This window comes from Pseudomonas sp. MF6755, from assembly GCF_016405635.1.
GTDB lineage: Bacteria > Pseudomonadota > Gammaproteobacteria > Pseudomonadales > Pseudomonadaceae > Aquipseudomonas > Aquipseudomonas haemolytica.
This window is the reverse complement of record NZ_JAEKDA010000017.1, coordinates 143,673-169,618: the sequence shown is the minus strand read 5'-3', so window position 1 is coordinate 169,618 and position 25,946 is coordinate 143,673. Positions and strand designations below refer to the sequence as shown.

General features: G+C 62.0%; 24 protein-coding genes and 1 pseudogene. 12 read left to right on the top strand and 13 right to left on the bottom strand.

Going from position 1 to position 25,946, the window contains the following annotated elements:
- Positions 1-396 precede the first annotated feature (396 nt).
- The 4 genes from JFT66_RS22820 to argE are packed head-to-tail and all read left to right on the top strand — an operon-like array spanning position 397 to position 3,951.
- Complete coding sequence (locus JFT66_RS22820) at positions 397-1,686, top strand: flavin-containing monooxygenase (protein WP_198860215.1); 1,290 nt, start codon at positions 397-399, stop codon at positions 1,684-1,686.
- 23 nt (positions 1,687-1,709) lie between these two features.
- Complete coding sequence (locus JFT66_RS22815) at positions 1,710-2,120, top strand: RidA family protein (protein WP_034119226.1); 411 nt, start codon at positions 1,710-1,712, stop codon at positions 2,118-2,120.
- Between the two features lie 11 nt (positions 2,121-2,131).
- Entirely contained in the window at positions 2,132-2,809 is a 678-nt protein-coding gene (locus JFT66_RS22810; protein ID WP_198860214.1) for a DUF1028 domain-containing protein, read from the top strand.
- Positions 2,806-3,951 carry an acetylornithine deacetylase gene (gene argE / locus JFT66_RS22805; RefSeq protein ID WP_198860213.1) on the top strand — a complete coding sequence of 382 codons (1,146 nt, stop codon included), beginning with the start codon at positions 2,806-2,808 and terminating at the stop codon, positions 3,949-3,951. Before JFT66_RS22810 ends, argE begins: the two co-directional genes overlap by 4 nt.
- A gap of 125 nt (positions 3,952-4,076) precedes the next feature.
- Here argE and JFT66_RS22800 read toward each other — a convergent pair whose 3' ends face one another.
- Positions 4,077-4,988 carry a LysR substrate-binding domain-containing protein gene (locus JFT66_RS22800; RefSeq protein WP_003190675.1) on the bottom strand — a complete coding sequence of 304 codons (912 nt, stop codon included), beginning with the start codon at positions 4,986-4,988 and terminating at the stop codon, positions 4,077-4,079.
- A 250-nt stretch (positions 4,989-5,238) separates the two neighbouring features.
- Between JFT66_RS22800 and JFT66_RS22795 the strand changes: the two genes are divergently transcribed.
- The 3 genes from JFT66_RS22795 to JFT66_RS22785 all read left to right on the top strand — a co-directional run bounded on the left by JFT66_RS22795 (position 5,239) and on the right by JFT66_RS22785 (position 8,049).
- Positions 5,239-6,654: a purine-cytosine permease family protein gene (locus tag JFT66_RS22795; protein ID WP_153839362.1), complete on the top strand. Its 1,416-nt coding sequence runs from the start codon at positions 5,239-5,241 to the stop codon at positions 6,652-6,654.
- Positions 6,655-6,782: 128 nt separating this feature from the next.
- Positions 6,783-7,295 (top strand): GNAT family N-acetyltransferase, encoded by a 513-nt coding sequence (locus JFT66_RS22790; RefSeq protein WP_198860212.1) that lies wholly within the window; start codon positions 6,783-6,785, stop codon positions 7,293-7,295.
- A gap of 307 nt (positions 7,296-7,602) precedes the next feature.
- Positions 7,603-8,049: a hypothetical protein gene (locus JFT66_RS22785; protein WP_198860211.1), complete on the top strand. Its 447-nt coding sequence runs from the start codon at positions 7,603-7,605 to the stop codon at positions 8,047-8,049.
- Between the two features lie 317 nt (positions 8,050-8,366).
- Here JFT66_RS22785 and JFT66_RS22780 read toward each other — a convergent pair.
- Positions 8,367-8,597 (bottom strand): annotated as a pseudogene (locus tag JFT66_RS22780) (TPM domain-containing protein); the annotation flags it as partial.
- A gap of 131 nt (positions 8,598-8,728) precedes the next feature.
- Between JFT66_RS22780 and JFT66_RS22775 the strand changes: the two are divergent.
- From JFT66_RS22775 to JFT66_RS22765, 3 genes are read left to right on the top strand one after another with little or no spacing between them, the layout of a single operon-like run.
- A complete protein-coding gene (locus JFT66_RS22775) occupies positions 8,729-9,544 on the top strand; it encodes an alpha/beta fold hydrolase (RefSeq protein ID WP_198860210.1) in 816 nt (271 codons plus the stop codon).
- The gene (locus JFT66_RS22770) at positions 9,534-10,670 is read left to right on the top strand and encodes a PAS domain-containing sensor histidine kinase (protein ID WP_034119216.1); all 1,137 of its coding nucleotides are present in this window, start codon (positions 9,534-9,536) and stop codon (positions 10,668-10,670) included. The genes JFT66_RS22775 and JFT66_RS22770 overlap by 11 nt, the downstream gene beginning before the upstream one ends.
- 30 nt (positions 10,671-10,700) lie before the next feature.
- Positions 10,701-11,219, top strand: a complete 519-nt coding sequence (locus tag JFT66_RS22765; protein WP_034119215.1) for an AAA family ATPase — start codon at positions 10,701-10,703, stop codon at positions 11,217-11,219.
- Between the two features lie 6 nt (positions 11,220-11,225).
- On the opposite strand, the gene JFT66_RS22760 is transcribed toward JFT66_RS22765, so the two are convergent.
- From JFT66_RS22760 to JFT66_RS22750, 3 genes are read right to left on the bottom strand one after another with little or no spacing between them, the layout of a single operon-like run.
- On the bottom strand, positions 11,226-11,642 hold the full coding sequence (locus JFT66_RS22760; protein ID WP_198860209.1) for an SRPBCC family protein: 417 nt from the start codon (positions 11,640-11,642) through the stop codon (positions 11,226-11,228).
- Between the two features lie 25 nt (positions 11,643-11,667).
- On the bottom strand, positions 11,668-12,465 hold the full coding sequence (locus tag JFT66_RS22755; protein WP_034119213.1) for an SDR family NAD(P)-dependent oxidoreductase: 798 nt from the start codon (positions 12,463-12,465) through the stop codon (positions 11,668-11,670).
- Positions 12,466-12,483: 18 nt separating this feature from the next.
- The gene (locus tag JFT66_RS22750; RefSeq protein ID WP_198860208.1) at positions 12,484-13,488 is read right to left on the bottom strand and encodes an aldo/keto reductase; all 1,005 of its coding nucleotides are present in this window, start codon (positions 13,486-13,488) and stop codon (positions 12,484-12,486) included.
- Positions 13,489-13,601: 113 nt separating this feature from the next.
- On the opposite strand from JFT66_RS22750, the gene JFT66_RS22745 reads away from it, so the two are divergent.
- Positions 13,602-14,498 (top strand): LysR substrate-binding domain-containing protein, encoded by an 897-nt coding sequence (locus JFT66_RS22745; protein ID WP_153839356.1) that lies wholly within the window; start codon positions 13,602-13,604, stop codon positions 14,496-14,498.
- Between the two features lie 511 nt (positions 14,499-15,009).
- Here JFT66_RS22745 and JFT66_RS22740 read toward each other — a convergent pair.
- From JFT66_RS22740 to JFT66_RS22730, 3 genes are read right to left on the bottom strand one after another with little or no spacing between them, the layout of a single operon-like run.
- Positions 15,010-16,302 carry an NAD(P)/FAD-dependent oxidoreductase gene (locus tag JFT66_RS22740; RefSeq protein ID WP_198860207.1) on the bottom strand — a complete coding sequence of 431 codons (1,293 nt, stop codon included), beginning with the start codon at positions 16,300-16,302 and terminating at the stop codon, positions 15,010-15,012.
- Positions 16,299-17,387, bottom strand: coding sequence for a polyamine ABC transporter substrate-binding protein (locus tag JFT66_RS22735; protein WP_198860206.1), 1,089 nt, complete (start codon positions 17,385-17,387; stop codon positions 16,299-16,301). The genes JFT66_RS22740 and JFT66_RS22735 overlap by 4 nt, the downstream gene beginning before the upstream one ends.
- A gap of 24 nt (positions 17,388-17,411) precedes the next feature.
- Positions 17,412-18,770 (bottom strand): glutamine synthetase family protein, encoded by a 1,359-nt coding sequence (locus JFT66_RS22730; protein WP_034119247.1) that lies wholly within the window; start codon positions 18,768-18,770, stop codon positions 17,412-17,414.
- Between the two features lie 138 nt (positions 18,771-18,908).
- On the opposite strand from JFT66_RS22730, the gene JFT66_RS22725 reads away from it, so the two are divergent.
- On the top strand, positions 18,909-19,811 hold the full coding sequence (locus JFT66_RS22725; RefSeq protein WP_153839353.1) for a helix-turn-helix domain-containing protein: 903 nt from the start codon (positions 18,909-18,911) through the stop codon (positions 19,809-19,811).
- On the opposite strand, the gene JFT66_RS22720 is transcribed toward JFT66_RS22725, so the two are convergent.
- The 5 genes from JFT66_RS22720 to JFT66_RS22700 all read right to left on the bottom strand — a co-directional run bounded on the left by JFT66_RS22720 (position 19,789) and on the right by JFT66_RS22700 (position 25,931).
- Complete coding sequence (locus JFT66_RS22720; RefSeq protein WP_198860205.1) at positions 19,789-22,050, bottom strand: lanthionine synthetase LanC family protein; 2,262 nt, start codon at positions 22,048-22,050, stop codon at positions 19,789-19,791. The two genes, JFT66_RS22725 and JFT66_RS22720, sit on opposite strands and share 23 nt — an antisense overlap.
- Positions 22,047-23,078, bottom strand: a complete 1,032-nt coding sequence (locus JFT66_RS22715) for a phosphotransferase family protein (RefSeq protein ID WP_198860204.1) — start codon at positions 23,076-23,078, stop codon at positions 22,047-22,049. Before JFT66_RS22715 ends, JFT66_RS22720 begins: the two co-directional genes overlap by 4 nt.
- Positions 23,079-23,143: 65 nt before the next feature.
- Positions 23,144-23,545: a hypothetical protein gene (locus JFT66_RS22710; protein WP_198860203.1), complete on the bottom strand. Its 402-nt coding sequence runs from the start codon at positions 23,543-23,545 to the stop codon at positions 23,144-23,146.
- Positions 23,542-24,096 carry a hypothetical protein gene (locus tag JFT66_RS22705; protein ID WP_034119203.1) on the bottom strand — a complete coding sequence of 185 codons (555 nt, stop codon included), beginning with the start codon at positions 24,094-24,096 and terminating at the stop codon, positions 23,542-23,544. Before JFT66_RS22705 ends, JFT66_RS22710 begins: the two co-directional genes overlap by 4 nt.
- On the bottom strand, positions 24,093-25,931 hold the full coding sequence (locus JFT66_RS22700; RefSeq protein ID WP_198860202.1) for a hypothetical protein: 1,839 nt from the start codon (positions 25,929-25,931) through the stop codon (positions 24,093-24,095). The genes JFT66_RS22705 and JFT66_RS22700 overlap by 4 nt, the downstream gene beginning before the upstream one ends.
- Positions 25,932-25,946: the final 15 nt, after the last annotated feature.

The window sequence follows — 25,946 nt, the reverse complement described above, 5'->3', positions numbered from 1 at the left end:
GGCTAAACCGGCATCCCTGCCGGTTTACCCCCCAAATCAATATCGAATTCCGGCCAGCGTGGTTTAACGGGGCGCCTAAGATCAAGATCAAAAACACAGCGAGGCGGCCTTATAGCCGACCTGATCGATGCTGCGTGCGCGTACCCCCTGTGGGAGCGGGCTTGCTCGCGAAAGCGGTGTGTCAGTCAACATCAATGTTTACTGGGCCGACGCCTTCGCGAGCAAGCCCCCTCCCACATTTGACCGAGTAGCATCAGTTAGCCCCTCACACACGCCGCTCTGCATCCGATATTTATGCTCAATTCCCAACTTAATAATATTTTATTTATCACCGCCCGCCCCCTAACTTGACGTCATGCCCAGCTGAATCCAACTGCATTACGCAAGGACAGACACATGACTGAAGTAATAACAAAAATAGACACGCTGGTAGTGGGAGCCGGTCAAGCGGGCGTAGCCATGAGCGAGCATCTGAGCAAGCAAGGCGTGCCGCACCTGGTGTTGGAGCGCAGCCGTATCGCCGAGCGCTGGCGTACCGGGCGCTGGGACTCGTTGGTCGCCAACGGCCCGGCCTGGCACGATCGCTTTCCCGGTCTGGAATTCGACGATGTGCCTGCCGATGGCTTCGCGCCCAAAGAGCGCGTAGCGGACTATTTTGAAACCTATGCCCGCAAGTTCAATGCACCGATCCGCACCGGTGTGGACGTCACCTCAGTGGTGCGTAACATCGGCCGCCCCGGCTTTACCGTGCACACCAGCGATGGCGTGATCGAAGCCAACCGCGTGGTGGCCGCCACCGGGCCGTTCCAGAAGCCGGTGATTCCGGCCATCGCGCCGAAAGACACCGCGCTGCACCAGATCCACTCCGCCGACTATCGCAACCCCGCGCAACTGCCGGCGGGTGCTGTACTGGTAGTAGGTGCCGGTTCTTCCGGTGTGCAAATCGCCGATGAATTGCAGCGCTCCGGTCGCCAGGTGTACCTGTCGGTGGGCGCCCATGACCGCCCGCCCCGCGCCTATCGCAACCGGGATTTCTGCTGGTGGCTGGGGGTGTTGGGCGAGTGGGACCAAGCAGCGATGAAACCTGGCCGTGAGCACGTGACCATCGCAGTGAGCGGTGCCCACGGCGGCAAGACCATCGACTTCCGTGAACTGGCCCAGCAAGGCATGACCCTGGTCGGCCTGACCCAAGCCTTCGACGGCAACGTGGCCACGTTCCAACCCAACCTGGTGGAAAACCTGGCACGCGGCGACGAAAATTACCTGGCCTTGTTGGACGCGGCCGACGCCTATATCGAGCGCAACGGTCTCGACCTGCCCCTGGAACCGCAAGCGCGGCGCGTGTTCCCCGACGCCGAGTGCATCAAGCACCCGATCCTGCAACTGGACCTGGCCCAAGCCGGCATCACCTCGATCATCTGGGCCACCGGGTTCGCCGTGGACTACAGCTGGTTGCAGGTCAATGCGTTTGACGCCGCCGGCAAGCCGCAGCATCAACGCGGTGTAGCCAGCGAAGCCGGTATTTACTTCCTCGGTTTGCCGTGGCAATCGCGGCGCGGCTCGTCGTTTATCTGGGGCGTGTGGCACGACGCCAAATACGTGGCCGACCACATCGCCATCCAGCGTCAGTACCTTGAGTACCGCGAAGCCGCCCCGCTTGTCCGCCCGACCCCTGTCAGCGCCTGATCACTTTTTCCCGGAGTTTTTTGATGCCTACCCACACTCGCATCCGCATGTTCAACACCAAGCAAACCTACCCCAACCAGAGCCTGGACAACGACCTGTGCCAGGCCGTGCGTGCCGGCAACACCGTGTATGTACGCGGCCAGGTGGGCACTGATTTCGACGGCAACCTGGTGGGCCTCGGCGACCCACGCGCCCAGGCCGAGCAGGCGATGAAAAACGTCAAGCAACTGCTCGAAGAGGCCGGCAGTGACCTCAGCCATATCGTCAAGACCACCACCTATTTGATCGACCCACGCTACCGCGAGCCGGTGTATCAGGAAGTCGGCAAGTGGCTCAAGGGCGTGTTCCCGATTTCCACCGGGCTGGTGGTCTCGGCCCTGGGCCAGCCGCAGTGGCTGATGGAAATTGATGTGATCGCGGTTATTCCAGAGTAAGGAGGCTAGCCATGACCTTTTCAATCGTCGGCCGTTGCGCGGAAACCGGCCAACTGGGCATCGCCATCAGCTCATCGAGCATCGCCGTGGGCGCCCGCTGCCCGTGGCTGCGCCCGGGTGTGGGCGCGGTATCGACCCAGAACATCACCTTGCCGGCCCTCGGCCCGGACGTACTCGACTTGCTGGAACAGGGCCTGGCCCCGGCCGACGCCATCGACAAAGCCCTGACGAGCAATGGCTACAGCCAATACCGGCAACTGACGGCGATTGATCACCTGGGCCGCAGCGTGCATTTCAGTGGCAGCCAAACCTTGGGCACCCACCATGCGGTGTCGGGCGAGCAATGTGTGGCGGCGGGCAATATGCTCGCCGACCACGAGGTGATTTCAGCGATGGTCACCGCCTTTGAACAGGGTGAAGGGCAGCTGGCAGACCGACTACTGGCGGCCATGCATGCCGCCATCGCCGCCGGTGGCGAAGCCGGCCCGGTGCACTCCGCCGCGCTGGTGGTGGTGGGCGAGCTGACCTGGCCGATCATCAATTTGCGCGTGGATTGGGCCGATGAAGCACCGATTGGCGAATTGCAAAAACTCTGGGACGCCTACCGCCCGCAAATGCAGGACTACATCGACCGCGCCCTCGCCCCCGACCGTTCCCCCGGCTACGGCGTGGCCGGAGACGAGCGATGAGCCGCAGCCGCGAACTGCTCGAAACGCTGGTGGGCTTCGACACCACCAGCCGCGAGTCCAACCTGCAGTTGATCGAGTTTGTACGCGATTACCTGGCCGGGTTTGGCGTGGCCAGTGAGTTGGTCTACAACGCAGAACGCAGCAAGGCCAACCTGTTCGCCAGCGTTGGCCCGGTGGACCTGCCCGGCATCGTGCTGTCGGGCCATACCGATGTGGTGCCAGTGGACGGGCAACCGTGGACGCTGCCGCCTTTCGAGTTGACCGAACGTGACGGCAAACTGTTCGGGCGCGGCACCGCCGACATGAAGGGTTATATCGCCTGTGTGCTGGCGTTGGTGCCTGAGCTGGTCAAGGCGCCGTTGCGCCTGCCGGTGCATATTGCGCTGTCCTACGATGAGGAAGTCGGGTGCCTGGGTGTGCGTTCGCTGCTCGCCGTGCTTGAACAGCGCCCGGTGAAGCCGATGCTGTGCATCATCGGTGAACCGACCGAGCTCAAACCCGTACTGGGCCACAAGGGCAAGTTGGCGATGCGCTGCGATGTGCATGGCGAGGCGTGCCACTCGGCGTATGCGCCTTCGGGGGTGAATGCGATTGAGCATGCTGCCGAGTTGATCGGCGAACTGGGGCGTATTGGCCAGCGCTTGCACTCGCGCCAGGACCCGAGGTTCGACCCGCCGTTCAGCACCGTGCAGACGGGGCTGATTACCGGCGGCAAGGCGTTGAACATCGTGCCCGCCGATTGCCGCTTCGATTTTGAAGTACGCGCCCTGCCCTCCATGGACCCGGGCGAAGTGGCTGAGGCGTTGCAAGCCTACGCAATGCAGCAGGTATTGCCGCGCATGCAGGCCGTGAGCAAACAGAGTTCGATCCGGTTTACTGAATTGTCGGCCTACCCGGGATTGGTCACGGATGAACGCAGCCAGGCAGCGGAGCTGATTGCGGCGTTTTCCGGCTCGCGGGAGTTTGGCACCGTAGCGTTTGGCACCGAAGGTGGGTTGTTTGATGCCGTGGGCATTCCGACCGTGGTGTGCGGGCCGGGGAGCATGGACCAGGGGCATAAGCCGGATGAGTTTGTGAGCCTGGAACAGCTCGACGGCTGCGATGCAATGTTGCGGCGAATGCTGGACTCGATTCGCATCTGAAGTGAATACACATCCAATGTGGGAGGGGGCTTGCTCCCGATTGCAGTAGCTCAGTCAATACATAAGCTGACTGATACACCGCTATCGGGAGCAAGCTCCCTCCCACACTTTTGCCCAGTGTTCCTTTAACCGAGTAACCGCGCCAATTCTTCGCGGCAGTAGTCCACAAACAACTGCACCGGCTTGGTCAGCGGCGCCCGTCTCAGCCAAACGGCGGACAACCCCGACCCCGTGACCGTTTCCGCCAACGGAATACACACCACTTTCTGCCCGTCATAGGTGTACTCACTGAACGGCTTGGTCACCAGGATCGAGAACCCAAACCCACGCCCCACCATGCCCCGCACCATCTCGATGGACGGCGAGCTGAACACAATATTCGGCGTCAGCCCACGCTCTTCAAAGATGCTCACGAAGTAGGTGCGGCTCGGCAGCACATCGAGCAAGATCATCGGCTCCAGCACCAGGTCGGCCAGCGACACCTTGGCCTGTTGCGCAAAGCGGTGATCTGCGGGCAACAGCGCATAAGGCTGTTGCGGCGGCATCAACGGCGTGGTCTCGATAGTGCCGCCCAGGTCGTGCTCGAACAGCATCGCCACATCGATACTGCCCGCCGTCAGCGCCTGCACCAGTTCCTGCTGCTCGCCATCGCGAATGCGGATCTCCACCCCCGGCCAACGCGCCTTGAAGCCGGCGATCAGCCGCGGCAGGTACAACGGCGCTACGGTTTCAAAGCAGCCGATATCGATCTGCCCCGCCACCACATCGTTGTCCGCCAAGGCGTTCTGCTCGAACTCATGAGCCACCCGCAGCAGCTCCAGGGCCTTGCGATAAAAGCGCGCGCCGCTGGGGGTGAGGGAAACCCCCTGGGCGTGATGACGGATAAACAGCTGCACGCCAAAGCTGTCTTCCAGCTGCTTGATCGCCGTGGAGACCGACGGCTGGGCGATATACAGCTTGCGCGACGCCTCGGCGACGCTGCCGCATTCGGCCGTGGTAACAAAATATCTGAGCTGGCGCAGGTTGTAGGCAGCCATCGGCACCTCCATAAACGTGGGATTTCGCCCCAAACAGGTGCGCACAAACACCGGTTTTTCAAGCAATTGAAGTCCATGCAACATACCGGAGCAAAAATCCACACGAGATACTTTTTTTAAGGTCTATAGCAACAAACTTACTAATTTACCTGCCTGCGCCCATTGCAGATGATCACTCCAACAACAAAGCGGCACCCACGCGCCGCACAGCGAAGTACGTCAACGTACTCACCTTGCCTTGGAGCTCGTCATGGTTACCACTGCAACATCCTCCGCCCCGCTTATTGAAAAACACACGATTGGATACGTGCCCCCGGAAGATCGCCATGGAAAGGTAAGAGACCTGTTCACCCTGTGGTTCGGCGGCAACATCGCGCCGTTGCCGATCGTTACCGGCGCGCTGGGTGTGCAACTGTTCCACCTCAACCTGGTGTGGGGCATTGTCGCCATCCTCGTCGGCCACCTGGTCGGCGGTGTGTTGATGGCGTTGCACTCGGCCCAAGGCCCGCAGATGGGCATCCCGCAGATGATCCAGAGCCGCGCCCAGTTCGGCTCCCTCGGTGCGTTGCTGGTGGTGGTGATTGCCGGGGTGATGTACATCGGCTTCTTCGCCTCTAACATCGTGCTGGCGGGTAAATCCCTGCACGGCGTGGTCGACGCCGTGCCCGTGCCGGTGGGCATCGTCATCGGCGCCATCGGCTCCGGGATCATCGGCATCATCGGCTACCGCTTTATCCATGTGCTCAACCGCATCGGCACCTGGGTGTTGGGCGCCGGTATCGTGCTGGGCTTTGGCTACATCTTCACCCACGTGCAAACAACGGACTTCCTGACGCGCGGCAGCTTCAATATCTCCGGCTGGCTGGCGACGGTTTCCCTGGCCGCGCTGTGGCAGATCGCCTTTGCGCCGTACGTCTCGGACTACTCCCGCTACCTGCCGGCCGACGTGCCCGTTGCCTCAACCTTCTGGACCACCTACCTGGGCTCGGCCCTGGGTTCGAGCCTGGCCTTCATCTTCGGCGCCGTCGCTGTGCTCGCCACGCCGGTGGGCATGGACACCATGGACGCGGTCAAACTCGCCACCGGCGCCATCGGCCCGTTGATGCTGGTACTGTTCCTGCTCAGCGTGATCAGCCATAACGCCCTCAACTTGTACGGCGCCGTGCTGTCGATCATCACCCTGGTACAGACCTTCGCCTACCGCTGGATTCCAACCGCCAAAAGCCGCGCAGTGATCTCGATTCTAGTGTTGGCTGCCTGTGCGATTGCAGCCGTATTCGCCTCCAAAGACTTCATCGGCCACTTCGTCGACATGGTGCTGGTGTTGCTGGTGGTGCTGGTGCCGTGGACGGCGATCAACCTGATCGACTTCTATGCGATCCACAAAGGCAAGTACGATATTGCTTCGATCTTTCGTGTTGATGGCGGGATCTACGGCAAGTACAACCCACAGGCGCTGCTGGCCTACGCGGTGGGGATTGCGGTGCAGATTCCGTTCATGAACACGCCGCTGTACGTGGGGCCGATTTCCGAGCACATCAACGGTGCGGATTTGTCCTGGGTGGTGGGGTTGGTGGTGACGTCGCCGTTGTACTTCTGGTTGGCTAGCCGGGACAGTGCGTATAAGCGCCGCATGGATGGGGGCAAGTTGATGACCGGGGCTTAGTCTCGGTCAGGAGTATGGGAGGGGCTTGCTACGTCATCGGGAGCAGGCCCCTCCCACATTTGAATGTTCATGAATCACCATTGTTTCTCTATGATGTGGCCCTTCGCTCAATGCCCCAGGAAACGCCCATGCCCGCCCCCACCTTGCGCAACGCTTTGCCCGCCGACGCCGCCCGCTGCTTTGAAATCGAAACCACCGCCTACGAAGGCGACGAAGCCGCCACCCTGGAAAAGATCGCCACGCGCATCGCGCAGTATCCCCAGGGTTTTTTGATCCTGGAAGCGGACGGCGAAGTGGTCGGGTTTATCAACTCGGGCTGCGCCCATGAGGTGGTGATGTCGGACGAGGCGTTCAAGGAGTTGGTGGGGCATGCGCCCGAAGCGCCGAATGTGGTGATCATGTCGGTGGTGGTCGACCCAGCGCATCAAGGCCAGGGTTATGCCAAGGTACTGATGAGCGAGTTCGTGCAGCGTATGCGCGCGTTGGGCAAGCAGACGATTCACTTGATGTGCAAGGAACAGCATGTGCCGTTGTACACGCGCATGGGCTACACCTATGTGCGCCCATCGCCATCGGATCACGGTGGAATGGCGTGGCATGAGATGGTGATGGTGTTTGAAGGACGCCCCCCACGACAGTGATCGTATTTATGTTGCAAAGCGTGAAACCGCCAAAAACCGCGCAGCGAACAAATGCATTTCAACGGGTAAAAATCGTGAATTCATCTGCGCTATCTGACGTCAAGCCTGGCGTTGCAAACGATCTCGCAGACTGTGCCTACAGCCACTCCTGACATTCAGTGACCTGTACACGCAGCGGTTTCACTCCGTTACATTCACCCAAAATGTGCCGCATTGAGCGACAGTTCATGGCGCTGTAGCTTGCGAAACGCCTGGCCGGGACCACGTCCTGGCGGGTCAATTTGCTAGCTATCAGAGAGGTGCAATCATGTCTTCAATCAATGATTCCGTTCCGTTCATACCTGCGTACCAGCCCGTAAAAAAAGGCCATATCGATAACGACAAACCGAAGCAAAATCCCCTGGATAAAACAGCTGGGGAAGATGCAGAAGTGTTCACTGTCAAGGACGGTCGGATAAGCGCCGGCGACGAGTCCCGGGCCCACGCCAACCGCAATCGGTTAGAGCGCGACTTCCCAGCCACGGACAAAAAGTTCATCGACAACTCGCTAGTCCCCGAACGCCAGTCGGCCGCCGATCTCTTGCCCACCGACAAAAAAAACATCGACAACTCGCTAATCCCCGAACGCCCGCCGGCCGCTGATCTCTTGCCCTCGGACAAAAAGCCCATCGACAACTCGCTAGTCTCCGCCAAGCGTGACGCCATCGACTTCGAAATCAAATCCGACGGTAATGGCGGCTGGATCAAGGCGTAAAACTGCGCCCCACTGATTTCCGAAAGGCTGGGTACGCTACAGGCCGCACTCGGTCCAACTGTAGGAGCGGGCTTGCTCGCTCCTACAGTTGGATGGGGGACATCAGCCAAATCCTTACCCACTGCCCGATGCACCACCATCGCCACTTAAGCCACCGCCCCCCTGCCGCTGGAGCTCGAACCGGACCCTGCGCTTGAGCTCGACCCGGCCCCCTCGCAGGTCTTGCCAAAGATAAACGGCGCTGCAAACGACGCAATCGGAAACGCCATCAGGTACACCGGCCAATCACGGCCACCGCCATACATCGCCAACAGCAGCGTGACCGCGGCGATCAATACCGCGACTTGCGTGCCTGTGCGCTGTTCGAGGTCGGCGAGCTGGTTCTTGAGGCGCTCAGTGGTGGCGGCGTCGAGGGTGTTGGTGAGGTCGATCACCCGTTGGTCGAAAGCCACCCCGATAGGCGACGTGTCGGCCTGGGCTATGCTCAGCCCGCCGACAAGCAACAGGGCCAGTAGACTCAAGATGGATTGCCGCAATACCAGCCACATGCGTTGTTACCTGAAGTTTCTTCCTGAAGGCTCCGACTCTACCTTATCGACGTATAACGCGTGACCCCAGGCCTGCGACTATCTAAACTGCTGCCACGCCAACATAGCTATTTGCCATCTACGAGAACGCCATGGACCTACGCCACCGCAACAATGTCAGTGTGATGGGCCACGGGCCTTCGACCCTGGTGTTTTCTCACGGCTTTGGTTGTAACCAGGCGATGTGGAACTACCTGGCGCCGCACTTTCTCGAGCGCTTTCGCGTGGTGCTGTATGACCTGGTCGGCGCCGGCCTGTCGGACCTGAGTGCCTTCGACAAGGCCAAATACAGCAGCCTGGGCGGCTATGCCCGCGACCTCAACGAGATTATCGACGCCTACGCCCAAGGCCCGGTGATCCTGGTAGGCCACTCGGTCAGCGCGATGATCGGTACCCTGGCCGACCGCTTTGTCCCCGGGCGCGTTGCCGCACACGTGATGATCGGCCCATCGCCATGCTATATCGACACCGAAGATTATGTCGGCGGTTTCAAGCGCGACGATATCGAAGACCTGCTCGACACCCTCGACAGCAACTACCTGGGCTGGTCCAGCGCCATGGCCCCAGTGATCATGGGCGCCCCGGCACAACCGTCGCTAAGCACCGAACTCACCGAGAGTTTCTGCCGTACCGAGCCGGACATCGCCAAGCAGTTCGCCCGCGTCACCTTCCTGTCGGATAACCGCCAGGATCTGCTTGGCCTGGCCACCCCGGTGTTGATCCTGCAATCGACCGACGACCTGATCGCGCCCGTTGCCGTGGGTGAATACCTGCACGCCGTGCTGCCCAACAGCACTTATTGCCTGGTGGACAACGTCGGCCATTGCCCACACATGAGCGCGCCCCAGGCGTGCGCAGTGGCGATGGACCGGTTCCTGGCGCCGTGGGCCACAATTGATGCCGACTGAGTCGCTGTTCGACAGCGCCGCCTGCGCCCTGGCCGTCACCCAAGAGGACGGCACGATCCTGCGCGTCAACCTGCGCTTGTGCGATTGGCTTGGCTTCAGCGCAGCGGAGTTGCACGGGCGGCGTTTCCAGGACCTGCTGACCATGGGCGGGCGGATTTTCTACCAGACCCACCTGGCACCGATGCTGCGCATGCACGGCAGTGTCACCGAGGTGAAACTCGACATCCGCCATTGCGCCGGGCACAAGGTCACCGTCTTGCTCAATGCCAACCAACGCCAACAGCCCGACGGCGTGGTGTATGACCTGGCGCTGTTCGGTACTACCGACCGCGACAAGTACGAACGTGAGCTGCTGAATGCGCGCAAGTTGGCCGAAGCCCTGCTCCAGGAAAAAACCGCCACCGAACTGGCCCTGAAACAGGCCCAGGCCGAACTGAGCGCGGCGTATGCCATTGCCCAGCGCCGGGCGTTGTTTGCCGAACAGATGGTGGCGATTGTCAGCCATGACTTGAAAAACCCCCTCACCGCCATCCGTATGGCCTCGGACTTTCTCCAGCGCGGCGAGCGCACGGCCAAGGAGCGCCAGTTGCTGAGACATATCGGCCAGTCGTCCGAACGCGCCCATCGCATGATCGCCGACCTGCTGGACTTCACCCAGGCCCGCGTAGGCCAGGGCATCACCATCAAGGCGGTGCCACTGGATTTGCACGGCGTGATTGAGCATGCAGTGGACGAACTGCGGGTGGCCTTCCCCACCGCCACCTTGGTACATCAGGCCGAGGGGCACGGCCAGGCGTGCCTGGACGCTGACCGTGTGCAACAAATCATCGGTAATCTCGTCGCCAACAGCGTAGCCTATGGCGACCTGCTGCAACCGATCACCATCACCTCGCGCCTGGGCGACAACGCCTGTGCCATCTCGGTCCACAACCATGGCCCGGCGATTCCCGAAGCGCTGCTGCCCGGGCTGTTCGAACCCATGACCCGTGGCACCGACCAGGGCAGCGAGGTGCGTAGCGTGGGCCTGGGCCTGTATATCGTGCGCGAACTGGCCAAGGTGCATGGCGGCGATGTGGCGGTGAGTTCCTGTGCAACGGCCGGCACCACGTTTACCGTGATGTTCTAGCACCTGCCTTGCACTAACGGAGGTTTGACCATGCTTATTGTATTCAGCGGCCTGCCAGGCAGCGGCAAGACCACGATTGCCAGGGAACTGGCGCGACAGACCGGTGCGGTTTATCTGCGCGTGGATGTGATCGAACAGGCACTGCGTAACGCAGCAGTACTGGCGGGCGATGTGGGGGCCAGCGGCTACAGCGTGGCCAATGCACTGGCGCTGAGTAATTTGCACGTGGGCCAACGGGTTATCGCTGATTGCGTGAACCCGGTCAGGGAGAGCCGCCACGCGTGGCAGGCAGTGGCGACGGCCGCTGGCGTAGAGCTGATCAATATCCAGGTGGTGTGTTCTGATCAGCAGGAGCACCGGCGCCGTGTGGAAAGCCGCGTGGGCGATATTCCCGGGCTGGTGCCGCCGACGTGGCAGTCGGTGCTGGCGCATGAGTATGAAAGCTGGGATGAGCTACCGTTCAGGCTAGATACGGCGCGGATGACACCGGAACAGGCAGTCGCGACAGCCCACACGCATCTGTTCAATGGGGGAGCTGTCGAGCTTTAGCCAGGTTCAGCCAGGGAAATTGCCGCGCAGCGCCTTGAGGCCATCGTTGTAGACGCCGGCAAACAATTCTTCCACCGCCGCATCCGTGGTGCCCGCGCCAGGTGTGAACACGCCGGACCAGGTCACTTTCGCCGACGTCTCAGTCAGCGCTTCAACCAGCACGGTCGCAAGATAGGCACTCACCGGAAACGGCGACGCTTCAATGGTGTAGCTGTAGGTGCGCGCCACGTTGTCGAAGGTCTGCAAACGCTCGACTATCTGGCCACCGTCGGCGGTGTGCAGGTGGCGCACGCGGCCGCCATCGCCGGGCTCGCTCTTGGCGATGAAGGGCAGCCAGTCGGGCAGGCTGTTGAAGCCGCCGATCAGTTGCCAGACCTGGTCGGCCGATACCGCAATTTCAATCACAGAAGAAGCTGTTGCCACGATAAATACTCCAAACAGGAAAAAATCAGATCGCCATGCTATCCACGACGCCGCCGTCGACCCGCAACGCGGCACCGGTCGTAGCAGAGGACAGCGGTGAAGCAATGTACGCCACCAGGTTCGCCACTTCATCCACATTTGCCGCGCGCTGGATGATCGAGGTAGGCCGCGCCTGGCGCACAAACACATCCGCTTCGTCCCGGGCACTGCGGCCGGATTCGGCGGTGGCCGCCTTGAGCATCTGCTCCAGGCCATCGGTAAAGGTCGGCCCCGGCAGGATCGCATTCACCGTCACCCCGGTGCCTGCCAGGCGCTTGGCCAGGCCATGGGAGACCGCCAGGTTGGCACTTTTGGTGACGCCGTAGTTGATCATGTCGGCCGGCGTCGCCACACCGGATTCCGACGACACAAAGATCACCCGGCCCCAGCCCTGCTCGACCATGCCCGGCGCATAATGCCGCGCCAGGCGCACGCCGGAGATCACATTGACCTCGTAGAAGCGCGTCCACTCACTGTCTGGCGCCTCGAAGAAATCCACATCGTTGAAGATGCCCAGGTTGTTGACCAGGATGTCGGCACGCGGTTCGGCGGCGAACAGTTTCTCGGCGCCCTCGAGGGTGCCAAGGTCCGCCACCAGCCCACGCAACTCGGCGGCGGGCACCGCTTGGCGAATGCTGGCCAAGGCGTCGTCGACCTTGCTCGCGTCCCGCCCGATCACCACCACCGTGGCGCCGGATTGCGCCAGGGCCTGGCTGATGCCCAGGCCGATACCGGCGGTGCTGCCGCTGACGATGGCTACTTTGCCGCTCACATCAATGTTCATGCTTGAACTCCTTAGTAATTAGACGGGCAAAAGCGCACGGTCCGAAATCAGTCGGGCCTCGCGCAACGCTTGCCAGAAGGCTACTGGAATCTTCTCTGACAACGCCGCAACGTCTTCGGCAATCCGCCCCGGACGACTGGCACCCGGGATCACCGCCGCCACCGCCGGATGCGCCAGGGAAAACTGCAGCGCTGCGGCTTTTACGCTGACGCCAAACGCCTGCGCAATTGCCTTGATCTGTTCGACCTTGCTGATGATCGCCGGGCTGGCTGGCTGATATTCAAAGTGTGCGCCGCCGGCAAGGATCCCGGAGCTGTACGGGCCACCCACGACAATCTCGACGTGCTGAGCCAACGCCGCATCCATCAAGCGTTGCAGCGCGCGTTCGTGGTCCAGCAGCGTATAGCGGCCGGCCAGAAGGAACCCGTCGGGCTGGGCCTCAGTCAGGTCCAGGGTCAGTTCGCAAGGCTCGACGCGATTGACGCCCAGGCCCCAGGCCTTGATCACGCCCTCTTCACGCAAGCGGGTCAACACTTTGAACGCGCCGGTGCGGGCCTGGTTGAAGTACTCCAGCCATTGGTCGCCGTAGAAGTCCTGGGCGATGTCGTGAACCCACACGATGTCCAGGCGGTCGGTTTGCAGGCGCTCGAGGCTGTCTTCAATCGAGCGCAGCGTGGCATCGGCGCTGTAGTCATTGCGCATTTTGTTCGGGCGGCCGTGTTCGAACACACCGCTTTTTTCGCCGAGGTCGCGGGAGCCGGCTTCGACTTCATCCAGAATCACCCGGCCAACCTTGGTGCTGAGCACGTAGTCATCGCGGTTGTAATTGGACAGGGCCTGGCCCAGGCGGATTTCCGACAGGCCCGAGCCGTAGAAGGGTGCAGTGTCGAAGTAACGCACGCCGTGGTTCCAGGCGGCCTCGACGGTGGCCTGGGCTTCATCTTCAGGAATGGCGCGGAACATATTGCCCAGGGGGGCGGTGCCAAAGCCCAGTACGCCGGGCAGTTTGTCTTTCAAGCTCATGGTGGAATCCTCAATCGGTTCAAGGGGGTTGTGACCGTTGAGCAGATGCTAGATTGCGTTGATCAGACCGTCCAAGACATACTGCGACCAACTTGAGTCCCCAGAGGTCTTACATGATCGATCTACGCCAACTGCGCTACTTCGAAGTGGTCGCCGAAGAAGAACACGTCGGCCGCGCCGCCGAGCGCCTGCACATCTCTCAATCGCCCCTGAGCCGCCAGATCGCCCAGCTCGAAGAGCGGCTGGGCCTGACCCTGTTCGAACGCAGCCAGCAACGCATCCGCCTGACCCGCGACGGCCAGACCTTCCTGGCCGAAACCAAGGCGCTGCTGACCCACGCCAACCGCCTGGAATCCCTGGGCAAGCGCCTGGGCCGTGGTGAAGAAGGCGGCTTGTGCATCGGCTATATCGAAAATGCCATGCATGCCGGCGTGCTGCCCAATGCCCTGCGCATCCTGCGCGATGACCGGCCCACCGTGCATATCAAGCTGTATAACCTGCCTTCCCTGGAGCAATTGGAGGGCCTGCGCCAACGCAGCCTGGACATCGCCCTGGTGGGCGAACCGCCTGCCGCCGACGACCCGGACCTGACCGCCTTGCAAGTGCTCGACGACCCGATGCTGCTGGCCCTGCCCGCACACCATCCGCTGGCTACACACAGTGAGTTGAGGCCTGAACACCTGGCCGAACAACAATGGATCGGCGTGCAGAGCAAAGCCGGCGCCAACCCTGCTGATGATTTCGTCGCCGCCTGCATCCGTGCCGGGTTCACCCCGCAGATTCCCATGGAAGCCAGCGAGCCCTTTACCGCATTGGGCCTGGTGGCCTCGGGGCTTGGAGTGGCGATGGTGCAAAAGGGCCTGAGCCGCAACGCACCGCCCGGCGTGGTGTTGCGCCAATTGCCGTGGATGACTTACACCACACCGCTGTGGGCGGCGTGGCACCGCGTCAACCTGCGGCCGTTAGTGGAGACGTTTCGCAAGGTGTTGACTGAAACTACGGCTGTTTGACTGGGTGGTTGGGTGGTTGGACCGAGTACATATCCATTGCTGCGGTAACGGCCGCTTAGGGTTCCGCTCTTACAGCGGCTCACTTTTGAAAGGACCCAAAAGTAAGCAAAAGCGAGGCGGCCTTGTAGCCGACCTGATCGTTGTGGCGTGCGCGTCCCCCCTGTGGGAGCGGGCTTGCTCGCGAAAGCGGTGGGTCAGTCAACTTCACTGTTTGCTGGGCCGCCGTCTTCGCGAGCAAGCCCGCTCCCACATTTGATCTTCGCTGCCTAGAGCATTTAGTTCGCTTAACTGACCCGCACCCACGGATTCAAGCCTGCGTTCGGGCACACCGAGCATTAGCGAGGTGCCGAGTGATGGGGCCCGTAGCAACGGATATGTACTCAGTCAAAAACCCCAACCTCCCGGACGGCCCTGAGCCCGCCACAACCATACAGTCAGTAGGCAAATGACCGAAAAAGCGCCTTGAAAAAAGCACTTCTCCCTTTCGGCAAACTGCTAACAAAACGTGCAATCAGATCATCTCGCGCAACCGATACCACGCCATGCCCAGCGCCAGCAGCGGCGAGCGCAATGCCTTGCCGCCCGGGAAGGTCATGTGCGGCACCTGGCTGAAAATATCCAGGCCACGACTGCTACCTGCATGAATACCCTCGGCCAACAATCGCGCGCACCAGTGGGTCACGTTGAGCCCATGGCCGGAATAGCCCTGGGCATAGAACACATTCGGGTACTGCTGCAATCGCCCGACCTGGGGAAAGCGGTTGGCGGTGATGCCGATCTTGCCGCCCCACTGGAACTCGATGGCGGTGTTGGCCAGTTGCGGGAATACCTTGAGCATTTTCGGGCGCATGTAGGCGGCGATGTCCTGGGGGTCGCGCCCCGAGTAATGGCAGGCACCGCCGAACAACAGGCGCCGGTCAGCGGTGAGCCGGTAGTAATCCAGCCCCACTTTCTGGTCACACAGCGCCAGGTTGTGTGGGATCAATTGCTCGGCCACCTGCTCAGGCAGCGGCTCGGTGGCGATGATGTAGCTGCCCGCCGGGAGCACCTTGCCGCTCAAACGCGGCTCCAGGTCTTCCAGATGCGCATTGCACGCCAGCACCAACTGGGCGGCGCGTACGCTGCCGCCGGCGCAACGCACCTGCACGGTGTCGCCATGGATCAGTTCGAGCACTTCAGTGTGTTCAAAGATCTTCACGCCGAGGGCCTCGGCTACCTGTGCTTCACCCAGCACCAGGTTGAGTGGGTGCAGATGCCCGGAGCCCATGTCCACCAGGCCACCGGCATACACCGTCGAGCCGACCACTTGCGCCATGTCCTGGGCGGCAACCAGCCGTGTTTCATGGGCGTAACCCATGGCCGCCAGATGCGCCTGTTCGCCCTTGAACGCAGCAAACTGCGCCGGGGTGTTGGCCAGTTCACAGAAGCCCCAGCGCAGGTCGCAATCAATGCCATGCTCGGCAATGCGCTGGCCTACCAACGCCACCGAGTCGATACCGGCCCGTTTCAGGTAACGCACGCCCTCCTCGCCCACATATTTAGCGAACCCCGAGACATCATGGCCGATGCCTCGGATCAACTGCCCACCGTTGCGCCCACTGGCTCCCCAGCCAATGCGGCGTGCCTCCAGCAGAATCACCGAAAGCCCGCGCTGGGCCAGTTCAATGGCGGTGTTGACCCCGGTAAAACCGCCGCCGATCACACACACATCGGCGCTCAGGTCAGTACCCAGGGCGGCGCGCTCAGGCAGGGCATGGGCCGAGGCGCGGTAATAGGAGTGGGCATGGTCATTGGACAGGGTCATTTGTTGGTCTTCACTTTGCTCCAGGCGCGAGTCATCACGCGCATGGTCGCCGGGGTTGGCGTGGTGGAAATGTAGAGTTTGTCGAGCACCGCCTGGGGCGGGTACACCTCGGGGTTGTTCACCAGTTCCGGGGCCATGAACGGCTTGGACGCCGGGTTAGCGTTGGCATAGCCCACCGAGGTGCTGACCTTGGCGATCACCTCGGGTTCGAGCAGGTAGTTGATAAAGGCATGGGCTTGCTTGGTATTGCTGGCGTCTGCCGGAATGGCCAACAGGTCGAACCACAGGTTGGAGCCTTCCTTGGGAATCGAATAGGCGATGTTCACGCCGTTCTTGGCTTCCTTGGCGCGGTTGGCCGCCTGGAACACATCGCCGGAATAACCGAAGGCGACGCAGATATCACCGTTGGCCAGGTCCGAAATGTACTTGGAAGAATGGAAGTAGGTGATGTACGGCCGCAGCGTCAGCAGCTTGGCTTCGGCCTGCTTGTAGTCCTCGGCGTTCTCGCTGCGCGGGTCCTTGCCCATGTAGTTGAGGATCGCCGGGAACAGTTCGTCCGCCGAGTCGAGGAAGGCCACACCGCACTGGTTGAGCTTCTTGATATTTTCCGGTTCGAACAGCACCGCCCACGAATCGATATGATCGATGCCCAGCACTTGCTTGACCTTGTCCACGTTGTAGCCAATGCCATTGGTGCCCCACAGGTATGGCACCGAATGCGCGTTACCCGGGTCGTTCTGTTCCAGCAGCTTGAGCAACTTGGGATCAAGGTTCTTGAAGTTGGGCAACTGCGCACGGTCGAGCTTGAGGAACGCACCGGCCTTCACCTGGCGCGCCAGGAAGTGGTTGGACGGTACCACCACGTCGTAGCCGGTGCGCCCGGCCAGCAACTTGCCCTCCAGAGTTTCGTTGGAGTCGAACACGTCGTAGATCACCTTGACCCCGGTCTTGGCCTGGAAATCCGCCAAGGTGGTCTCGCCGATATAGTCGGTCCAGTTGTAGACGCTCACCGTCGGCGCGGCCTGCCCGACACTGCTGAACGCCGCCACCAGGGCCAGCGGGAGAAGCTTGTTCACAAGACGCATATCGTCACCCCTTTTATGATTGTTTTAGACGCTCAACAGCAGGAATTCACGCTCCCAGGAACTGATCACCCGCTTGAAATTCTCATGCTCGGCGCGTTTGACCGCGACGTAGCCACGCACGAATTTTTCGCCCAGGTACTGCTTGACCGTGTCGCAGTCCTCCATGCGCGCCAGCGCATCTTCGAGGGTGAACGGCAGGCGCAGGTTGCGCCGTTCGTAGGCGCGGCCTTCCACCGGCGCACTGGGTTCGATCTGCTCGATCATGCCCAGGTAGCCACACAACAGGCTGGCGGCAATGGCCAGGTACGGGTTGGCATCGGCCCCCGGCAGGCGGTTTTCCACCCGCATCGCCTCGGGGCTGGAGGTGGGCACGCGCAGGCCGACCGTGCGGTTCTCTTCGCCCCATTCGACGTTGACCGGTGCCGAAGTGTCCGGCAGGAAGCGGCGGAACGAGTTCACGTTGGGCGCAAACATCGGCAGCAGCTTGGGGATGTACTTCTGCAAGCCGCCGATGTGATGCAGGAACAGCGGGCTCATGTGGCCGTCGGCGTCGACGAACACCGGTTTGCCGGTGGCGATATCCACCACGCTCTGGTGCAGGTGCATGGCACTGCCCGGCTCGTCGGCCACCGGTTTGGCCATAAAGGTTGCGGCGACGTTGTGCTTGAGCGCGGCCTCACGCAGGGTGCGTTTGAACACGGTGATCTGGTCGGCCAGGTCGAGGGCATCGCCGTGGCGGAAGTTGATCTCCATCTGCGCCGGGCCGTCTTCGTGGATCAGCGTGTCGAGGTCCAGGCCCTGGGCTTCGCACCAGTCATAGACGTCTTCGAACAGCGGGTCGAACTCGTTGGCGGCGTCGATGGAAAACGACTGGCGCCCGGTTTCGGCACGCCCGGAACGGCCAATAGGCGTCTTCAACGGCAAGTCCGGGTCTTCGCAACGCTGGGTCAGGTAGAACTCCATTTCCGGCGCGACAATCGGCTGCCAGCCCTGGTCGGTGTAGAGCTGCAGGACTTTCTTGAGCACGTTGCGCGGCGACAGTTCAATGGGGTTGCCCTGTTTGTCGAAGGTGTCGTGGATCACGATGGCGGTGGGTTCGATGGCCCACGGCACCACGTAGGTGGCGTTGGCCACCGGGCGGCAGATCATGTCGATATCGGCCGGGTCGAGCAGGTCGTAGTAGACATCGTCGTCGACAAAGTCCCCGGTTACCGTTTGCAGCAACACACTTTCCGGCAGGCGCATGCCTCGCTCATGCAGGAACTTGTTGGTGGGTGCAATCTTGCCGCGTGCGATGCCAGTCAAGTCACTGATCACGCATTCGACTTCGGTAATCTTGTGTTCTTTCAGCCAGGTGGAAAGCTGATCGAAGGGGGCGTTCATAAAGACCTCGTCTTGGGTGGGATGCGACGCCGGCTTGTACTCGCGGCGCATTGAGGTCTATCTTGGGCCAGCCTTGAAACGGCATCTATCCACTTTGCACGCAGCACAACGCACCAATAGAGTGCGCACGGATCACCCATGACACAGGCAACCGCTTTGCGCGTACAGGCCTTCACCACCGGCGATGTAGCCACCCAATGCAGTGCGACACCCGGTTGGGTACAGCAATACCAGCAGATGTCTCCGGGGCATTTTGCCGGTCGGGTGCGCTACCTCGACCTGCAAGGCGTGCAGGTGTACGAAGAGTGCATGAATACCCGCGTGGAACAGCATTTCAACGCACCGCCCGGCGCCCTGGCGTTCTGTTTCGACGGCAGCGACAACGCGCTGTACCTGCTCAATGGCGAAAGCCGCAACACCTGGATCACCCCGGAAAACTACCGTGAAGTAGCAGTGGTTTTCGGCCCGCAGTTTGTGCAGCGCCATGGGCTCGACATGGCCAGGCTCGAAGGCTTGTTCATGGCGCCGCTGACCTGCCAGCAGAACGGTTTGTTCACGCGCTGGCTCAGTGGCACCCTCACGCGCTTGTCAGCACTCACCGACCCCATCAGCCGCGACGCCCTCACCCAGCAACTGCTCGACGACTGCCTGTTTATCCTCGACAACGCCTGCGTGTGCCTGGACCGCAGTTCGTTGCAAAAACGCAGCGAGGAGCGCCGGCTAATGGCGCGCATCGGCGAATGGGCGGCGGATGCGCCGGATGAAACCGTCAACTTGCTGGAACTGGCGCAAATTGCCGGCGTGCCCTTGCGCCAACTGCAGCAAGGCTTCAAGACCTACACCGGGATGAGCCCGGCGCAGTGGCTGAGGTTGCGCCGGTTGAATGGGGCGCGGCAGGAGTTGTTGAACTCATCCAGCAGCACCGTCGCCGAAGTGGCGATGAATTGGTCGTTCTGGCATTTGGGGCGGTTTTCCCATAGCTACCGCGCATTGTTCAAGGAGTTACCCAGTGAAACCCTCAAACATCGCCCATGGGCGTAAGGCCCAAGGGTAATAGCAGGCTCGGTACCGGCGCCGACGCACCGCAACGCAATAAAAAGTACCCGGTGCCCGCCAGGCCCAACATCAACCCCATCGACTGCCCCTGTGCCACGCCCAAGCCGCTGCGCCAGGCACCACGCTCGGCGGCCAGGCCTCGACTGGCTACTTGCCGCGCGCACTCGGCCCAGGCCGGCTCGCCCAACAGGGCTGCCCCGGTCAACAGAATGTCGGCATTGCCAGCCGGCCCGTGGCATAGGGTGTAGCTGCTGCCGGCCAGGGACGTGACAGCAATCAGGTCAGCCGCGACGGTTTGCAGGGCCCGGCGTGCAATGGCGCGATGGTGTTGCTCGCCACTGATTTGCAACAGTGCCAGTCGCGACAAGGCGATGCCTGGCGCTCCATGGCACCAGGCCATGCCGCAATGGGACACCCGGTCATCCAGGTGCCGGGCATCTTCGGCAAACAGATAGGGCCAGTTGCCCTGCTCTTCAATAAACCAGTGGCTTTCATAGGCCAGGGTGTGCGCCAGAGCCTGCGACCATTCAAGGCCCGAACAGTCCCGGGCCAGTTGCGCAAAGGCCAGGGCTATCCCGGCGTTACCGTGGGACAGCCCGCACAATCCCAGATGTGCGCCGTGTTCCGGCCAATGCCAGCCGTGTGGCGTGCGCTGTGCCTGCTGCACAAGGCGCAGGCCGAGCGCCTGTGCGATGACGCGGCTCTGGGGGGCCAGCGCCGGCGCCTGGTTGGCGAGGCCAAGCAGGCCAATGATCGCACCGGCGAGGCCGTGCATCAGGTCCACCGGTTGTGGGTCGGCAGGCAACCCTTGCAGGTCCTGCAACAACGGCGTGATCGCCCGTTCATAGTCTTGCACCAGCTCTGCATCCCCCAGGCGACGGGCTAGCCATAACCCTTGGGTCACGGTGCCCAGGCGCCCTTCGTAGAGACTCAGCGTATTCCCCGCCGCGAATGCCAGAGCGTGCCGCAAAGCTCCCCGGGCGGTATCGACGAAAGCGGGCTGCACGCTCTGCTCCGCCAGCAGCACCAGAAACGCAGCGACCCCCACGGTACCGTCGTACAGGCTGGCATTCATGCTGCAGGCAAAAGCTTTGAGCGGGCCATCGCTATCATCGGCGTCATCGCTCAGCCAGGTACAGCGCTCGCCCAGCCACAGGGCCTCGGCGCACACGTGGTGACCGATGCGGATGGCTTCCTGCAGCGGCTGCGCCACCGCCGTGACGCTGGCGGGCGCGCCCATGACAAAGTGCAAATGGTGCAAACCGTAACGGTCCTCGGGGTCGGCCTCCAGGTGGGGGTGATCCCAGTCGATACCGCACAGGTCGAACTGCGCCTGCACCGCTTGCCTCAGGTCCGCGCCGTGGCAGGCGGCGTCCAACAGGCCCAGGGCCAACGCGCGGCAGCGGCTTTCACCGAAACTGCGCCCGTCGTCGGGGTCTTGGGCAAAACCCAAGCCCGGCAGCAGCGGCAACGTCCACAGCGGCGACGTACTGCGCAGGCGTGTTCGCAGCCAATCGGCCTGATGCCCCAGCAAGCGATGCACATGGCGCCCATGTCGAGCCGCGACGTACAGCACCACCGCATCCTGACGCAGCCAAGCCGCAGGCTCGCTGGGGTATTTGAGCAGGTAGGGCAAGCAGGCCTGGTCCAGGGCGTTACTTAATGCCTGCACCACGTCCCCTAGCCGCGCAGGCTGCGGCGCCAGGTAGTAACGCACCTGGCAATCGTCATTGCAGGTGTCCTGCGGGGTTTCGCCGAACAGGTAGATGAACGCCGGGTCCAGTTGCTCTGTCCAGGCTGCCCGCTGGACCGTGACGTGCTGGCCGCGCATCGCCCGAGCCGGTACGCCATCGAACAGGTATTCCCCGGCTTCCACACGCCTGGCTACCCTGCCCTGCTGCACCGCCAGCGCACCATTACCCAACTGTTCGAGGACCTGCCAACGGCCGCCATCCCATGCCTTTACCGCGGGCGGATACCACATGGGCTGAGGGCTGGGGTCATCCACACACGCCGCGTAATAGCGCCGGTACAGGTACTGCTGCAATCGCTCTATGCGCGGGTCATCGTGATGGCCGACGCGGTCGGCCTGCTGCGCCAGGGGTGCGGCGGTGAATGCCAGGCCGTCCAGCCAGAGCGTGCCTTGCTCATCCCTGGCCAGGCCGCTCAAAGCCGCGCTCAAGGTGGCCCACCAGCCCGGCGGGGTTGGATTCATGGCGTTCATGGTTGCACCAGCCATTGCCGGGCGGCGTCCCGAGGGGCCACCAACAGATTGCGCGCCAGTTGCAACAGCAGGATGTGGCTAGCGCTCAGTTGGGCCTCACCGGCCAGGTCTTCGTACAGGGTTTGCAGCAGCCGGGCGCCGCACAGTGCGATCAGCCGTTCGGGGTCAGGATTAGCCTCCAGTGCCTGGCAGTAGCCTTGCCACAACCGGGCCAGTGCCCGTTGATAGGGAACGAACCCGCTTGCGGCCTGCCGGGTGGTCTCAGCCGCATCCGGCTGCGTCGCCTGGCGGTCGATCCAGTCCTTGAGCCAGGATTGGCACAGGCCGGCCATATCCCACAGGGGATCGCCACGGTCAGCCAGTTCCCAATCGATGAATATGCAGTCGTGCCCGCGCAACCGACAGTTCTGCCACTTCATATCGCCGTGGATCAATTGCGCGCGCGGCCAGTGGGCCGCCAGTGTCGCCAATGCAGCCATGCACTCGCCCATCGCCTGGACCTGCGCCACCAGATGCGCTTGGCCCCAGCTCTGGTCTTCGCCAGCCAGTGGGTACAGACGGTCAAGGCGGATGATCCAGGGCGGGTCTCCCGCCAGATCATCGCTCGCAATGCCCACCAGCCCTTGATGCAGTCGCGCCAGGCTCCCGCCCAAGCCCTGCGCTACCGCCAGGTCTGGCACACCGCCGACCATCGCACGGGCCTCGGCGCCCTCGCTCGAGGCCAGCCAATCCAGCACTAGCGCCTGGCGCAGGGGCTCATAAAAACGCAGGGACGGTACGCCTGCGAGCCCGGCAAGACGTTCCAGCATAGCGGCCTCATGGGCCACGCTGGAGCGCTTTTCCCAGGGGCCGGCGTCTGGCTGGTGCTGCTTGATGTAGTAGCCCCGGCCATCCGGCCAGCACACGCTGAAGCCACGATTGCGCTGGCTATGACTACGGATGGCGATGACCTGGTCCAGCAGGCTGCGGATATCGAGCAACCCGTGGTTGATCAGAAAGACGGCAGTGTTGTGCCGGGTCAGAATCATTCAGTGCCCCCCAGAATGATGCGCCATGGGGCGGCGTCACGCCGCCCCATGGGTCGCGCTGCGAATCAGCTTTCCTTGCAGCATGGGTTACGGGTCGGCTTACACGTCTTGGCCGTGGTGGCCTGCACTTGCTCGGTGTCATCCACCAATTCTTCAGAGCCCCTGCAGCATGGGTTGCGTGTGGGTTTGCAGGTCTTGGCCTTCGTGGCTTGCACCTCATCGCCGCCCTGGCCGCCCGGCGCGGAATCGTCCGATGACTTGCAGCAAGGGTTGCGGGTGGGCTTGCAGGTCTTGGCCGTGGTGCCCTGCACTTCAGTCCCACCGCCTGCGGAAGCACTGCGTTTGCCTGCGCTGCCCGCTGCGGCGTGCAACCCGCCTGGGTAGTTCTGGTTGAGGATCTCGCCGCTCAACAGGCCGGCCATGGTGTCTGCGACAGATGTCTCAGAGCGTGTGTGAGATGTGTTCATGACAACTCCTTTTCACTGGATGGGTACATCGGTTGACTCGCGGTGACGATTTGCCCCCAGCGGTTGACGCCAGGGTTGTCCGGCATTTCGCCGGGACAGCTTTCCGAGAGCATCGAGACCTTGCGCGACAGCGGACAACCACACAGGCCGCAGATGCCCAGCTCCGAACGGGTGGCCTGCAACAGGCTGGCGCCGGGGGCCTGCCGATACGGGCATTGCCTGCAGGCCTGGCTACGTAGCTCGCGCTCCCGGGGATCGGTGGTGGAAAACCCGGTCTTGGCCCAGTTCACCAATGAACGACTGCCGCGCTGGAGCAACTGGACCGTGCCGTGCTCGGCCTTGGGGCGCACGTTGTGTGGCGGTGACGCCAGCAACATCTGCAGCATCCCCGGGGTGCGACGGCTGGCCAGCAGGCTGCGGGCATAGCTGTCGCTGTGCAGCGCCGCCTGCAAGACCTGGGCGCTGACCGGTTCGGGCAAGCCCAGCAGTTCAGCGAATTGAGCGCACATCTGGCTTTCGGACTGCGCTGTGTCCAGGCCCAAGACACTCATGGCGTACCCTCCACCACCACGCTGGATGCATCAGGGTCGAGGGTCGAGCCGTTGTCCGAGCGAATATCGCGCACGGTGAGCGTGGCCTGGCCGCTGGGTTTGAAGCGCTCATCGATCACCAGCCATGCCTGCCACGGCAGATTGTTGTCCATTTGTACCAGGGCGACCGGAATCGGCTGCTCATCCGCCTTGAGCTCGTAGTTAGCGGGGATCTTCGCGCTCAGGATATTCAGTCGCTGGTTGAAGCTGACCAGAACGGCCAGTGCACCTTCGTAGGTGGTCCATTGGGCGCTGTCCAATGTCAGCGAGTTGGGCACCGGGCCTCCGGCGCACGCCGGTAAAGGCATGCCAAGCAGCGCGGCTTGCATACTTTCTACACGGCAAGGAATCGAAGGTGTCGAGCACTTTTCATGGCCGATGAGATTGACCGGGTTGATCAGGGAAAACAGCGCCTTGACCTGTTCCAGCCCTGGGTTCACCCAGGCGCCCCAGGTGCCATAGAACACCGTTTGCAAGACCTCGTTGGTGCCAAAGTAATCAGCCAGGCCCGTGCAGGTCAGGCCTTCGTCATTGGTATAGGACGCTTTGACGAATCGCCCGACGCCTTGGGCCATGATCAATGCCAGCCCCTGCTTGTGCATGCCCTCCAGCCGCAACAGTTGACCGGACAGGTAGACCGTGTCCTGACCATAGGCCTTGAACGCGTATTGGTTGGGGTGCAGGTCTTCCCAGTCGAGATAAAAATTGATCTTGGGGTAAAACGCCTCGAACAATTTCTCCATGTAGTTGAACTCAGCCCTCAGGTAGCTTTGCCCCAGGCCGCGGAAGGTGCCGTTGACCGCCACATCCGCCGCCTGTTTCTGGGTCATGTAGGGCGAAGCGCCATAGGGCACCGCCGAACGACCGGTGAGCAACTCTTCCAGTGACAGGAACGCATCGTTGGCGATCTCCCGTGCCTTGCTGCTCAGCTGGGAGTAATCAGAACTGCCTTTGCGGGTCTTGGCGTACGCCGACGAGCCGATACGAGGCAAGGCGTCATGCCCTTTGACATAACGCGAAGCCAGCTTGTCATCGTCCTGCATGGCCATGACCAGGTGGTCGCCGGCGATTACGCCATTGGTTTCCAGGTAGCGCTCGACAAACTCGGTCTGGGAAAAGTCCTGGGTTGCCAGTGCATGAAAGCCGAGGGTGAACTTGCCTAGCACCACCGCATGCAGCTTCACGGGTTTGCCGTCACGGTCGACCAACTCGTCATCCAGGGTCAGGCGATCTGCCGACTTGAGGCTGCCATTGGCAAGCAGCATCGGCTGGTCAAGGGTCACCGCCAATTCGCCCTGGTCACCGTATTGCAGTAGCACTGCCGGTTGATGAGGCGCGGCGACCATGCCGTCGGAAAACGTCACGGCGCGGCTTTCCCATTTGAGCCGGGGCTTGCCGCCCACAACCTCCAGCGTGCTGGTCAATACCGGGTCGCCCAGGCCAATGAATTGCACCGTGCGGTATTCACCCTCGGCCACGGTGACGCGGGTTCCCCAGGCAAAGCAGGAACAGCAGCAGTAGCAAGCCTGCCACGACCAGTCGTGGTTGTCGTCGCGCAGGATCTGGCAGGCATCCTGGGTGATGGCACGGCGCTCCTTGGTCGTTTTGTTGAAGCAGTTGTAGGTTTCCACGGGAAAGTTGCCGCCCATGGGCGTGCAGTCGGGCATCGGATTGCCTTGCCAATCCTTGCACTTGCACCAGCGCGCCATGGCCGAGCTTTGGCGATAACTTTCGCAGTGGGTCACGCTGCACAGGGACTGACCCGGTTCGAGGCTGCTTTTACATTGGTCGCTCACGGTGATCTCCTTTCA